This is a genomic window from Flavobacterium sp. PL11, assembly GCF_035985025.1.
Lineage (GTDB): Bacteria > Bacteroidota > Bacteroidia > Flavobacteriales > Flavobacteriaceae > Flavobacterium.
In genome coordinates, this window is the sequence record NZ_JAXCIA010000010.1 from 1 (window position 1) to 14207 (window position 14207).

A 14207-nucleotide genomic window follows, 5' to 3' on the forward strand; every position below is an offset into this window, starting at 1 on the left:
ATAACAAATGCTGTTTCAGAAGGATTAAATAGCGTAATGCAGTTAGCAAGATCTAGAGCAAGAGGTTATAGAAATTCGCAGAATTTCATAAAGATAATGTATTATTTAGGAAATGCCTAAAATATATAATTCCACTAATTTAGGCGAAGAGCTATCTTTTTTCACCTGGAAAATAAATTTTCTTTTATTTAAGGTTTGGAAAATATTTATTATTGAAATTTTCAACAGTAAATGAATGTTCATAATGCAAGTTCATTTTTCAAATTCTTATTTTGCGATCAGCTATGTTTATAAATTAATATGAAGAAGTTTTGATATTAAAATTGTGAACATCTTGAATATATATTATTGTATTTTAAAGAACCTTTTAAACAATCTTTGTATGTTATTATTTAAAAATTTACATCTTATTTATACGATTCTGATTGTACTGTTAATTACTAATGGTATAAAAGCACAGAACGGAATCAATGCAACTACTTTATATAAGTAAGATAAATATCTTTCATCAGACAAGATCGAAGGCAGATTGGCTGGAACAAAACAGAATAATAAAGCTACTAAGTACATTAAAAAGTATTTCAAGAAATATGGCTTAAAAACTTTCAATGATAGCAACAATCAGTCATTTAAACTATTTTAAAAGCCGGATATAAACAAGATGAAATCTGACACAGTCTCTACTTAAAATGTTGTTGGTTATCTTGAATGTTCAGGCAGTGAGTTAAAGTTTGAATTTATTGTTATGGGAGCGCACTATGACCATTGGGGTTGGGGAGGAAAAGGATCAGGCAGCAAAAAAAAGGATACGTTAGCTTCTCATATCGGTGCCGATGATAATGCATCAGGGGCTGCTGATTTACTATCTATTCTTAAGGAAATCTTTAATTCAGTAATAAAACCTAAACGAAGTATCATTTTCATCGCATTTAGCTGGGAAGAGCAGAGGCTGTTAGGATCTAAATACTTTGTAAATCATTTGCCTGTCGCTAAAGATGGTATTAAACTAATGCTCAATATGGACATGATTGGTAGAGTAATTCAGAGAAACACCTCTATATAGGTGGTGCTGGAACATTCCCTGATGGAGTCGAATTGATAAATAAACTGGGAAAAAATAGCCAACTAAATCTTATTGTTCATGCTGGCGAAGTTGAAGGCTCTGATCATGTTTGCTTTTACAAAGAAAATATTTCATAAATTGGCTTCCACACTGGTGGTTATACGCAATATCACACACCTAAAGACGACATCGAATTAATCAATAATGAAGGATGCGAATTAGCTTCTAAATATATCTATAATGCTTTAATTGAAATTACAAATTACAAACAACCACTGTATTTTATCAATCAAGATTAGAAGAACTAGACTATTTAATTAAAACATATATGCATTCATTTTAAAATTTTTAATATGCTAATTCTAAAATGAATATATTTTATTATAAATCAACCGTGTACCGTTTCGTTTTTTCCATACTTAGAAATAATTGAGGTCTCAAATTCAATCCATTCCTTCCATCTTTTATCCACATCTACGTTATCGGCATATTTGCGAGCAAAACCTATAAAAGTGGTGTAATGGCCTGCTTCACTGATCATCAAGTCGCGATAGAATTTAGCTAATTCTAAATCTTTTATATTTTCAGAAAGTACTTTAAAGCGCTCACAACTTCTGGCTTCAATCATAGCCGAAAAAAGTAGACGGTCACATAAAGCATCTTTTCGACTACCGTCTTTTTTCATAAATTTAAATAGCTCATTTACGTAATGATCTTTTCGTTCTCTCCCTAAAGTAAGTCCTTTGCTTTTTATCAGTTCGTGTACTAACTGCAAGTGATCCATTTCTTCTTTGGCAATTATCAACATTTCCGTTACTAATTCTTCTAATTCAGAATTGTATGTAATAATACTTATTGCATTCGAAGCTGCTTTTTGCTCACACCATGCATGGTCAGTCAATACTTCTTCAATATTCGATTCAACTATATTCACCCATCGTGGGTCTGTCGCTAATTTTAATCCTAACATAATACTGCGTTTTATTAATGAGCAAAATTAGTCTTTTATTGCCGATTTATTTAATTAAAGACCTAGTATCATTCCTATTTGTTTATGCGTGCCAGCAATAAAAAATGGCAAAAGCACAAAACCACGTAGCCATTTTTTATTGCTGTCGGGCTATTCGCCGCTAGTCCTCATCCCTTTAGCGCTGTGCTGCATCGGGATTCCGGGCTTTCCACTGCTATCCCTCACGCAAATCTAGATAAAATAATATTTCAGATTTCTAAATACAAACTATTTTCTGGAATACCGCTAAAATACATTATTTTGCAACAACTTTCCAAAACAAGAATCTAATGCAAACGCTTTTAATACTAGGATTTGTTTGGCCAGAGCCTAACTCTTCAGCAGCAGGCGGACGAATGATGCAAATAATTTCTCTTTTTCAAGAACAAGGCTTTACAATAGTATTTGCTAGTCCAGCGCAAGACAGTGACTTTATGATTGATTTGGCTCAGTATAATGTCGTAAAAGAATCAATTACTTTAAATTGTTCTAGTTTTGATACTTTCGTAAAGGAGCTTAATCCAACTATAGTTCTGTTTGATCGATATATGATGGAAGAGCAATTTGGTTGGCGCGTTGCTGAGAATTGTACAGCTGCATTACGGATTTTAGATACTGAAGATTTGCATTGTTTGCGACTGGCAAGGCAAAAAGCATTCAAAGAAAAGCGGGAATTTCAGAAATCAGATTTGGTAGTGCAAGAAGTCGCAAAAAGAGAGATCGCCAGTATTTTACGTTGTGATTTATCTTTAATGATTTCTGAATTTGAAATGGAGTTGTTACATACAACCTTTAAACTTGATAGTAGTTTGTTGTTTTATTTACCGTTTTTATTAATAAAAAATGAAATACCTAATCTAGAAAAACTATCGTCCTTTGAAGATCGAAAGAATTTTGTTTTCATTGGTAATTTTCTTCATGAGCCTAATTGGAATGCTGTTCAATATTTGAAAGAAACCATTTGGCCATTAATTAAAAAACAATTCCCTGAAGGTATTTTAAATATTTATGGTGCTTATCCTTCTCAAAAAGTTTTTCAATTAAATAATATAAAGGAGGGTTTTTTGATAAAAGGACGTGCAGATGATGCGAACGAAGTGGTGAGAAATGCCAGAGTTGTTCTTGCGCCTTTACGTTTTGGAGCTGGAATAAAGGGGAAATTATTAGAAGCCATGCAATGTGGAACGCCTAGTGTAACCACTTCCATTGGAGCCGAATCGATGCATGACGAATTATCATGGAATGGTTTTATTGAGGATAATCCAGCAGTCTTTGCTGAAAAAGCGATAATGCTTTATCAAGATAAAAAACTGTGGCTTCAAGCTCAGAAAAATGGAATTAAAATTATGGAGTATCGCTATCTAAAGCCATTATTTGAAGAGGATTTTAAAGATATAATTAGCGAATTACTTCTTAATCTGGAACAACATCGTCTAAACAATTTCATGGGCGAATTATTACAACATCATACGCTGAGAAGTACTAAATATATGTCAAAGTGGATTGAGGAGAAAAACAAATAATCTTAAATTGAAACGTTCTTCTTTTATTGCATGAGGGATGGAAGCGGCATCCTTTTATGAAATGCAATGCAATAAAAGATATAGCGTACAGCCCGACCGAGCTGTAACGATAGTGAAAGCGAGGGCATGCCCAAACAAAAAACCCGTCAATTTTTAAAAATGACGGGTTTTTAGCTATTATATAATTCAGTAATTATGCAAGCATCGTAACTGGATTTTCAATGTATTGTTTTAATGTTTGTAAGAACTGTGCTCCAGTTGCGCCATCTATAGTACGGTGGTCGCAAGCAAGTGATAACATCATCGTGTTTCCTACCACTATTTGTCCATTTTTAACAACTGGTTTTTCTACGATTGCTCCTACTGAAAGAATAGCCGAGTTGGGTTGATTAATAATAGAATTAAATTCAGTAATTCCAAACATTCCAAGGTTAGAGACGGTAAACGTACTTCCTTCCATTTCAGTTGGCAATAATTTTTTGTTTTTAGCTCTTCCAGCAAGTTCTCTTACGCTTCCACCAATTTGAGATAAACTCATAGCATCTGTAAATTTCAGTACAGGAACCACTAATCCATCTTCAACAGCTACAGCAACGCCAATATTCACATGATGATTAATTGTAATTGCGTCCTCTTTCCATTGAGAATTAATTTTAGGATGCTTTTTCAACGCCATTGCACATGCTTTGATAATCATATCATTAAAAGATACTTTGGTATCAGGAACGCTATTAATGATTGCTCTTGATTTCATTGCTTCATCCATAGTCACTTCAATAACTAAATTGTAGTGCGGTGCAGTAAATAAAGATTCTGCTAAGCGCTTGGCAATGATTTTGCGTATTTGCGAATTTTTAATTTCCTCCGTTACCACTTCTCCCGCAGGGACAAATACTTTTGCAGCTGGCGCAGCAATAGTTTCGGTTTTGGCTGGTGCAACAGCAGCTGCTTGTGGCGCGACTGCAGCTGGAGTAAAGTTTTCGATATCACTTTTTACAATACGTCCATTTTCGCCAGAACCTTTTACTTGATTCAATTGTATTCCTTTGTCACTAGCTATTTTCTTTGCTAATGGCGAAGCTAAAATTCTTTGTCCATCAGTTGATGCTTCTTGAGTTACAGGCTCTGCTGTTTTCTCAGTAGGAGCATCCTCTATTTCTTTTTCTTTTTCTTTTTCTTCTTGTTTTTCTTCTTGTTTTTCTTCTTGTTTTTCTTCGTGCTTCTCTTCACTCGTAGCTGCAGAATTTTCTGTAAACCCGCCTTTTCCATGATTAGCTGCAATTGCACTTACATCTGTTCCAGCTGGTCCTATGATTGCTAAAAGACTATCAACAAGAGCTGTATTTCCTTCTTCAATTCCTACATATAATAAAGTTCCTTCGTTGAAAGATTCAAATTCCATTGTAGCTTTATCTGTTTCAATTTCGGCAAGAATATCTCCTTCAGAGACTTTGTCACCTACTTTTTTCAACCAAGTAGCTACCGTTCCTTCTGTCATTGTATCGCTAAGGCGAGGCATAGTCACTACTACCACTCCTTTTGGTAGAGATTCTTTAGTTGATTCAGTAGTTTTGGGAACTTCTGTATTAGCTTTAATTTCACTATCACTTTTTGAAGCTTCTTCTCTATCAGTCTCTTCTGGAGCTTTTTTTCCTGAAAGCAGTTCAGAAATATCTTCTCCTTCTTTGCCAATAATTGCTAATAAAGAATCGACAGGTGCCGTTTCTCCTTCTGGAATACCTATATGCAATAAAGTTCCTTCATTGAACGATTCGAATTCCATTGTCGCCTTATCAGTTTCAATTTCAGCAAGAATATCTCCTTCGCTTACTTTATCACCTACTTTTTTAAGCCAAGTCGCTACAGTTCCTTCCGTCATAGTATCGCTCAAACGAGGCATTGTAATTATTGTTGCCATAATTGATTTATAATTTATGAGGAATAAATGGATAATTTTCTTGTTCGTATACTACGTCGTAAAGTTGCTGTATTGGTGGATAATCAGATTCTTCGGCAAACGTTACACATTCTTCAACTAAATCTTTTACCCTTCTATCAATAACCTCGATTTCCTCTTTAGTAGCATAATTTTGATCCTTAATTATATCTAATACTTGTGTAATGGGATCAATTTTTTTATATTCTTCAACCTCTTCTTTCGAACGGTATAATTGCGCATCTGACATAGAGTGACCTCTATAACGGTATGTTTTCATTTCTAAAAATGTAGGTCCGTCTCCACGACGTGCTCTATCAATTGCCTCAGTCATGGCTTCCGCTACCTTTACAGGATTCATTCCGTCAACTGGTCCGCAAGGCATTTCATATCCTAGACCTAGCTTCCAAATATCGGTATGATTGGCTGTTCTTTCTACAGAAGTTCCCATTGCATAACCATTGTTCTCTACTATAAATACCACTGGAAGTTTCCATAACATCGCCATATTAAATGCTTCATGTAACGATCCTTGACGTGCCGCACCATCACCAAAATAAGTCAGAGTAACACCCCCCGTTTCAAAATACTTGTCAGCAAAAGCTAAACCTGCTCCAACTGGAATTTGTCCACCTACAATTCCGTGTCCACCATAAAAGCGGTGTTCTTTCGAAAAAATATGCATCGATCCACCCATACCTTTAGAGGTACCCGTAACTTTTCCTAATAGTTCAGCCATAACACGTCTAGGATCTACACCCATACCTATAGGTTGAACGTGATTTCTATAAGCGGTAATCATTTTATCTTTTGTCAAATCCATTGCATGCAACGCACCCGCTAATACAGCCTCTTGACCATTGTATAAATGTAAAAATCCTCTAACTTTTTGCTGAATGTATAATGCTGCAAGTTTGTCTTCAAACTTTCTCCAAAATAGCATGTCTTCATACCACTTTAAATATACTTCTTGTGTAACTTCTTTCATCTGATTTTTTCTTTTGCTAAAGTGTTATCGATTTGTATCAAAATAGTGCAAAATAGCTTTCTGGCACAAATTTACGAAATGCAAAATTAGTACATTCCAACTAAGAACTAAAATTTAATAGGTGATTTTTAAAATTTTTACAAGTATTTTTTATCAAACATAAACGGCAATAAGTTTTTTACTGAATCCGACTTGTAAATGCATCCTATTTCTCCCATAAAGTATATTTCGATAGGCGTTTCTTGACGAATTTCATATTCGGCGATAGATTGTCTGCAAGATCCACAGGGAGGAATAGGAGCCGTAGTTTGATTTGTATCAGAAGCTGCTGTGATGGCCATTTTTAAAATTTTAGCAGCTGGATAAACTGCGCCTGCATAAAAAACAGCCACTCGCTCTGCACAAAGTCCGGAGGGATATGCCGCATTTTCTTGGTTAGAGCCCAATACAACTTTTCCATTATCTAAAGCTATGGCGACACCCACTCTAAATTTAGAATAAGGCGCATACGCATTTTTTCGTACTTCAACTGCTTGGTCCATTAAACTTTGAACGTCATTTGGTAAATCAGTAATTAAATCAAATAATTTAAATTGTGTAGTTATAGATATCTCTTTCATACTTTATAAGGAAAAAAAATCCAAATTTCAAGATTTTGAAATTTGGATTGTTAATTTAAATTTATTACAAGTTAATATTCGTCGTATTTATCTCCAAAATTGAAAGTAAGAGAAAAACGCAATGTGTTTTCTAAAGGATTTTTTATTTTAGAAGCTGCAAATAGATATGAAACATCCACTTTCACAACGTTGTACTTAAAACCTGCGCCAAGGGAAAAAAATTGTCGTGCTCCTTTCAACGGACTTTCATGAAAATAGCCCATTCGCATTGCAAATGAATCTTGATACAAATATTCTGCACCTAACGAATAAGTAAATTCTTTTATTTCTTCTTTAAAACCATCTGGTGCATCGCCAAAAGATTTGAAAACACCTGATGTCCAACTTGTTTTGTTATACTCATTATTAGCTAAGGTGAAATCATCAATATTTATGACTCCGTCTCCATTCATATCATTTCCAGTGAAAGTTTTACCATTATAACCTACTTTAGGAGTTGGAACTAGTAGTTTATTAAACTCAGCATTTACCGTTACTTTATTATAATCATCTAAAATAAAATCAAATCCAGTACCTATTTTTAAATTTGCTGGCAAGAAATTATCATTAATTTTATCTTTGTCATAACTTATCTTGGGGCCTAAATTTTGAATATTAAATCCTGCTCTCCATCGTCCATAGAATTCATTAAAAGCAAGTTCTTCTGATTGAAAAAAACCAGCGACATCAACCGCAAATGAACTTGCTGATGTAGCGTCATTATTTTCAGATGCAAATTTTAAATTGGAATTAATAAACCGACCAGCAATAGCCATCGAGAATTTTTCACTCAGTTTAAGTGAGTAAGAGCCATCAATAGCAAATTCGTTTGGTGATACAGTAAGGAAAGGATCATTCGGATCAGCGGTTTGGCGTAATTCAATATCGCCTAAACCAAAATATCTTAAACTTGCAGCAAATGCGCTTCTTTCATTCAGCTTATTATAATAGGTCAGTTGCGCTAATGATATGTCATTTACTAAATCTGTTAGATATGGAGTATAGCTAACTGAAAGTCCCTGTGTATCTGTTGAGAAGGCATATTTTGCTGGATTCCATTGTTGAGAAAACACATCTGCTGATGTTGCAACTCCCATATCGCCCATACCAGCAGCTCTTGCATCAGCTGCTACCAATAAAAATGTGACCCCTGGAGAAATACTTCGATCTTGCGCCTTAACAGCCGAAAAAACAAACAAATAAATAAAAAGAAATAATGTTTTTTTCATTTTAAAAAAATATATTAGTGGAGCAAATATAATACTAAAGTATTACAAGTTTTTCATATTTTTCACTTTTACTATTAGTTATTGTCGATTTTACAGTGAGTTTGTAAATATAAACTCCTTTACCGATTTTGTCGCCAAAGTCATCCTTACCATCCCAAAGTATTTCTTTTGATAAAAAACCTTGTGTATTGATCACTTGATTTTTTGTCCAAACAATTTTACCAGTTATAGTCATTACTTGAATTTGCGCTTCTAGTGGCTCAAAAGGTTTATTATGTGTAAACCAAAATTCAGTATAGTTTACAAATGGGTTAGGATAATTTAATACATTTGATAATTTTATGTCATCGTCCCCAGCAACAACAAATTGTATTTCAGCAGATACAGGATTATTATAAACATCCCATGCTTTAAAAGTAATTGTATGTAATCCTGCGGACAAGTTACGTAGTGGAAAACGAATTGTTCCACTTGTAAAATCATCTAATTTTGTTTGATAATAATCATTCAATATAAATGGGTTTTTATTATCTCCATCTAAAATAGCTACAATATCGTGTCCTATACCACTAGCTGTATTTATTCCACTTTCATCTTCAAGAATGGCAAATAGAAAAGGAGATTCATTTGTTATGCCGCCTGAAACAAAATTTTCATCGTTCATGTATAACTTTACTTGCGGGCTATTATTGTCTGCGATAGCATTTTCATTTATTCCTCCTATTTTTATATCAGAATTATAACCTGTTTGATTTTCTAAAGAATTACTTTTTTTAGTATAAAAACTTATTCTTCCATTGGCTACAGGAACTCTTATATCTCTTGGAACAACAAAACTAAATTCAAATTTTCCATTTACAACTGATGCATTTCCTCTAAATATGGTTTCTCCTAATATATTAAAAGTAATCGCTGGGCTAAAACCATCATTATTATAAGTTTTTTTAGATAGGTTCTTGTCAAATATGGTAGTAAAAACTTCGCCATTATAGTTAGTTAATATATTATCAAATTCATCTGTTATTTCACCTGTTAACTTCATTTTTGAGAGTGATTTAAAGTTATCAATGTCTTGTGACATTGGCAAATCATTTACTTTGGTCAGCTTAACTTTAGGTTTAGGTATGGCTAACATTAACGCGGGATCACCGATATAAAATACAACATTAGTGGATGAATTAGGATTGTTATTCTTAGATAGTCGCAATGTTTCTGCAATTGAAATATTTTGCTTAGCAGCATCAGATACTAAATTTTTAGTAAAACTATCATTGAAATTTTCAGCACTAGATTGTCCAATAGATCGTACGGTTGTTATCATAGCGATCGCTCCTCCTTTAGGATTCCAGTAGGTATATTCTCCAGCGGTAGGTCTAAACGGATTATCAAAGCGAGAAAACTCGCAAGTAATTGTAATAAAGAGCGGGTATCTATATTGATTATTTAAATTTTGTCCGTCTGATTTTTCCCAAATACGTTCAGATGATAAGCCATCTTCACCACCATGACCTAAATAGTTAAATACTAATGCTCCTTTTTCAAAAGCGTTAAAAAAATCAGTACGTGCTTTTGGATATCTATTTCCTCCAGCCGATGCTTCTTGAGCGTAAGAGTCTAAAAATATTTTATTTATATTCAAAAAGGGTTTTTCAGTGTAAATGATAGTGGAAAGATTGTTTTGTCGACTTTGTAAACTTGCATCAAAGGCAATATCAGAGTCATCAGCAATCAGAACAAAGTTGTTTCTCCAGCTGCCGGATGATTTAATATCATGATATTCTATAATTTTAGTAACCATTTCCTCAGCTTGTTTAGTATTATTCACAAGCATTCTACCTACAGCAATATCAATTCCTCCAAAATAGGAAACAATATTACCTTCTGAGCCATCCATTAATCCAAAAAAATCATCCGATGTAAAAGAGGATTCGCCAGATGAAGTACTATTCAAAGCATGATAAATAGGAACAACGTTTGTGTTATTCACTATTCTATTTTTATAATCAAAAGAAGCATCGCCAAAAAGATTTACGTATTTTAGTCTTGTTTCATTCGAGGATGCATTTTCATAAACATACTTTATACAATTACGTATGGCTGCAATATCCTGTTTACCAGAAGAAAATTCATGATATATTTGTTCTAATACTATCACTTTTACATTTAAATTAGAATGATTGCGATGAAAATTAGCCAATCTTTCTGCTTGCATCACTAAAAAAGCTGGAGAAATAATGACGTAATCAATATCCTGAAATTGTCCATTATTATTTTTAAATAATGTACCTTTTAAGTTTTGGTTGGTAATTTTCGATTTTTTCTCCGATAAAGGAGTAAAATAATCACTTGGATCTAATGCAACATATTTTTTAAAATTTTCTAAATTGGCTCTAAAACTGATTTGCTCTTTACCTACATTCTCTATTTTGGTTACATTATAAAGATCAGTAATATCCCAAATTTGATTAATGGCAGTGGCATTTGAAATTTTATAATTGACTATACTAGGAGTTAATATAGGTTCATCTTGCTGAAATTGAAATTGTTTGCCGTAGCCCTGAAGTTTTCTTTTAGCTATAAGTCTAATATAATCTAAATACCCTTTTGAACCTGGAACAGCATTATTGTTATAGTTTAATGCAATTTTTATATTTTCTTCTGCAGTGACAGTCGTATTATCTGGTAGTGTATTTGTAAAAAATTGAGTTGCACTAACACTACTCAAAATAGGAAATGACATGTTGCCAATTGATTTTCCATTTGCTTGCACGCTAAATGAAGTTGGAGTAAAAGCAGCTGAAGCGGTTGTTAACATGATTCTCACAGGAACTGAGGTGTCAATATTAGGAAAATTAAAACTAAATTCCTGTTCATTTTTTATTTCAAATGATTCTCCAAACCATTGACGACCCAAGCGAGCGATATTTACAAGATCTACTTCATGAAATTGATAGTCATCGAAATTAGTTATATCAACTGTACTGTCTCCTACTGGCTCTAATAAAGATGTCATTCTTTTCCCATTATTGGAGTCAACAGTGATGTAATAAAAAGCTTTTTTATCATATAGATTTAAGTTTGTTTTACTTTCTTGATTCCAAGTATCTGTACCTTCTGCATAGAAAAGGATATAATCATCATTATCAAATTTACCATCATTTTCGCCAATAACCTGAATTGCATTTTCGGTTAAATCATTTGGATAATCGATTTTGTTTAATAAAGGTAGCATTCGACCACCATTTCCAAAAATTTTTAGTTTTCTTGGATCAACGGAATCCACTTTCAGTCCCAATTGCTCGAGAAATCTCTTTGAAATTTTATAAACGCCTGATTTCTCCACATAGAATTGGAACCAAGAACCATTTGATAAAACGGAATTATAAATGGAAGTTACACTATTTTTATTAGAGGATCTGAAAATTGCTTTTGAAATTAATTTACTATTGCTTATTGAATAGGTAAAAGATAATATCCGTTTAAAACCAAATTCGTCTTTTATAATTGGAGATAAATTGATAAAAGCCTCTTTTAGATTTCTGGAATTATTTATAACAATTTTTGCACTAGCTTTATTTGGAATATTTTCAATTGATAAATCTCCAAGCTGACTTACGAGAATTGATTCATAAGAGATATTAGAGATTTGAATATCAGCAGAGTCAAATGAAATTACATCATCTATTTTAGAGGTAAATAATAAAGTTTTATTATACTCATCATAATGAAAATTACTTGTTGAAAAATGTGGGATATTCACTTTAAAATTGCCATAAGACATCTCTCTTTTTTCTAGCCAATTAATTGTAAGATCTCCTTTAATTTGAGCCAAAGAAATTACAGGACACAATGCAATTAAAGCTAGAAATAGTTTTCTCATTGGTTTTTTAACGTTGTTATTAGCGTTATATTATCAGTGAGTAAAATTATATCATTTAGTGTAATTGTAATAATAAAAAGTATAATTTTGCGTTAGCTTAACTATTAGTTTAATTATTAATAAAAGGTTATTGTGTTTAAGCGTTAATTATTATATTGTGCCAATAAAAATCCACCTACTAAAAAGTATGAAATCAAATAGAATTACAAGTATACAGCTAATACTATCACTCTTATTTATTATTGGTTTGAGCAGTTGCAGTAAAAATTCTGGTTCAAAGAACACATCTCGAGCTACTGGATGGAACATGGATAGTAAGAAAGGATCTGGAAATAAAAAACAGCAAGCGGGTCCAGGCCTAGTATTTGTAGAGGGAGGAACCTTTACAATGGGTAAAGTTCAGGATGATGTTATGCATGACTGGAATAACACTCCAACACAGCAGCATGTACAATCTTTTTACATGGATGAGACAGAGGTGACTAATTCTATGTATTTAGATTATTTAGATTGGTTAAAAAATGTATATCCTCCAACAGAAGAAAGCTATAAAAATATTTATGAAGGAGCTTCTCCTGATACGCTAGTATGGAGAAATAGGCTAGGATATAACGAGACTATGACCAACAATTATTTGAGACATCCCTCTTATGCTGACTATCCTGTTGTGGGCGTAAATTGGATTCAAGCAGTTGAATTTAGTGAGTGGCGAACCGATCGTGTTAATGAACTTCAGTTAGAGAAAAGCGGATATCTTAAAAAGAATGCTAAAACAAATGATGTTTCGGCTCAAAGCAATTTTAATACTGAGACTTATCTAAATTCTCCTACCTCTGTTTACGGTGGTGATGAAAGCATTGTATTAAAGAAAGGTAAAGGAACTAGAAAGGCATCGAGAGCATCACAAAGCACTACAGGTAATGAGCCTAAAAAAGTTTATGCGCAACGTTCTTCAGGAATATTATTGCCAGAGTATAGATTGCCTACAGAGGCCGAATGGGAATACGCAGCTGCGGCAGATGCAGGACAGCGTGAGTATAATATTTATAAGGGGCAGAAAAAATATCCTTGGTCAGGTGGTTATACCCGTTCCGGAAAAAGACAAACTCAAGGAGATCAACTAGCTAACTTTAAGCAAGGTAATGGAGATTACGGTGGTATTGCAGGATGGTCAGATGATGGAGCTGATATTACTAATGAAGTAAAAAAATATCCTGCAAATGATTTTGGTTTATATGATATGGCGGGTAATGTTGCCGAATGGGTACAAGATGTTTATAGACCAATAATTGATAATGAGGCAAATGATTTCAACTATTTTAGAGGAAATAAATACACTAAAAATAAAATTGGCCCTGATGGAAAGATTGAAATTGTAACTAAAGATAACATTCAATATAAAACTTTAAGTAATGGTAAAAAGGTAGCTACTAGTTATCCAGGACAAATTGCTCAAGTTCCAATTGATGAAAGTGAAACGTACCTAAGAACTAATTTTGATAAAAGCGATAATATAAATTATAGAGATGGTGATAAGCAATCTACTAGATATTATATGCTTGCTGAAGCTGAATCATCAAACGGTAGTAAAAACACTAATGATTTAATGTATAATTCTCCAAAACACAATGTTAGCACTGATAGTTTAGGTAGAATGGTAAGAAAATATGATGAATCCAGTAAAAGAACTACACTGATTGACAATGAATCCCGAGTTTACAAGGGAGGATCTTGGAGAGATAGAGCTTACTGGTTAGATCCAGCACAAAGACGATATTTTCCTCAAGATATGTCTACTGATTATATAGGTTTTAGATGTGCTATGTCAAGAGTAGGTCCAAAAGCAGATAAAAAAAGATCAGCAAGAAATTAATTTCAATCATAAAATAAAAATAAAAGCCCTTTGATTAGGGCTTTCAT

10 protein-coding genes are annotated in these 14207 nt (G+C 33.2%); 4 read left to right on the forward strand and 6 right to left on the reverse strand.

What is annotated here, in order from left to right; all coding sequences use genetic code 11:
- On the forward strand, positions 1–120 hold a 120-nt coding region (locus RCH18_RS06950), incomplete at its 5' end, for a transposase (RefSeq protein WP_326936123.1).
- Positions 121–745: 625 nt separating this feature from the next.
- Entirely contained in the window at positions 746–1063 is a 318-nt protein-coding gene (locus tag RCH18_RS06955; protein WP_326936031.1) for a M28 family metallopeptidase, read from the forward strand.
- A gap of 388 nt (positions 1064–1451) precedes the next feature.
- Here the strand turns inward: RCH18_RS06955 and RCH18_RS06960 are convergent, their stop codons facing one another.
- Positions 1452–2033: a tRNA-(ms[2]io[6]A)-hydroxylase gene (locus RCH18_RS06960; protein WP_326936032.1), complete on the reverse strand. Its 582-nt coding sequence runs from the start codon at positions 2031–2033 to the stop codon at positions 1452–1454.
- Positions 2034–2362: 329 nt separating this feature from the next.
- Here RCH18_RS06960 and RCH18_RS06965 point away from each other — a divergent pair, with 329 nt between their 5' ends.
- A complete protein-coding gene (locus RCH18_RS06965; protein ID WP_326936033.1) occupies positions 2363–3595 on the forward strand; it encodes a glycosyltransferase in 1233 nt (410 codons plus the stop codon).
- Between the two features lie 193 nt (positions 3596–3788).
- Here the strand turns inward: RCH18_RS06965 and RCH18_RS06970 are convergent, their stop codons facing one another.
- The 5 genes from RCH18_RS06970 to porU form a co-directional block, all read right to left on the reverse strand.
- A complete protein-coding gene (locus RCH18_RS06970; protein ID WP_326936034.1) occupies positions 3789–5513 on the reverse strand; it encodes a pyruvate dehydrogenase complex dihydrolipoamide acetyltransferase in 1725 nt (574 codons plus the stop codon).
- A gap of 7 nt (positions 5514–5520) precedes the next feature.
- Positions 5521–6519: a pyruvate dehydrogenase (acetyl-transferring) E1 component subunit alpha gene (gene pdhA, locus RCH18_RS06975; RefSeq protein ID WP_326936035.1), complete on the reverse strand. Its 999-nt coding sequence runs from the start codon at positions 6517–6519 to the stop codon at positions 5521–5523.
- Between the two features lie 137 nt (positions 6520–6656).
- Positions 6657–7139 (reverse strand): cytidine deaminase, encoded by a 483-nt coding sequence (locus RCH18_RS06980; RefSeq protein ID WP_326936036.1) that lies wholly within the window; start codon positions 7137–7139, stop codon positions 6657–6659.
- A 71-nt stretch (positions 7140–7210) separates the two neighbouring features.
- Positions 7211–8407: a type IX secretion system outer membrane channel protein PorV gene (porV, locus tag RCH18_RS06985; protein WP_326936037.1), complete on the reverse strand. Its 1197-nt coding sequence runs from the start codon at positions 8405–8407 to the stop codon at positions 7211–7213.
- 34 nt (positions 8408–8441) lie between these two features.
- Positions 8442–12287 (reverse strand): type IX secretion system sortase PorU, encoded by a 3846-nt coding sequence (porU, locus tag RCH18_RS06990; protein ID WP_326936038.1) that lies wholly within the window; start codon positions 12285–12287, stop codon positions 8442–8444.
- Between the two features lie 187 nt (positions 12288–12474).
- On the opposite strand from porU, the gene gldJ reads away from it, so the two are divergent.
- Entirely contained in the window at positions 12475–14160 is a 1686-nt protein-coding gene (gene gldJ / locus RCH18_RS06995) for a gliding motility lipoprotein GldJ (protein ID WP_326936039.1), read from the forward strand.
- Positions 14161–14207 lie beyond the last annotated feature (47 nt).

Bases quoted from the DNA above. Each gene is read 5' to 3' on its own strand.
- RCH18_RS06955 (WP_326936031.1), top strand. From the start codon at position 746: ATGGGAGCGCACTATGACCATTGGGGTTGGGGAGGAAAAGGATCAGGC.
- RCH18_RS06960 (WP_326936032.1), bottom strand. From the start codon at position 2,033: ATGTTAGGATTAAAATTAGCGACAGACCCACGATGGGTGAATATAGTT.
- RCH18_RS06965 (WP_326936033.1), top strand. From the start codon at position 2,363: ATGCAAACGCTTTTAATACTAGGATTTGTTTGGCCAGAGCCTAACTCT.
- RCH18_RS06970 (WP_326936034.1), bottom strand. From the start codon at position 5,513: ATGGCAACAATAATTACAATGCCTCGTTTGAGCGATACTATGACGGAA.
- pdhA (WP_326936035.1), bottom strand. From the start codon at position 6,519: ATGAAAGAAGTTACACAAGAAGTATATTTAAAGTGGTATGAAGACATG.
- RCH18_RS06980 (WP_326936036.1), bottom strand. From the start codon at position 7,139: ATGAAAGAGATATCTATAACTACACAATTTAAATTATTTGATTTAATT.
- porV (WP_326936037.1), bottom strand. From the start codon at position 8,407: ATGAAAAAAACATTATTTCTTTTTATTTATTTGTTTGTTTTTTCGGCT.
- porU (WP_326936038.1), bottom strand. From the start codon at position 12,287: ATGAGAAAACTATTTCTAGCTTTAATTGCATTGTGTCCTGTAATTTCT.
- gldJ (WP_326936039.1), top strand. From the start codon at position 12,475: ATGAAATCAAATAGAATTACAAGTATACAGCTAATACTATCACTCTTA.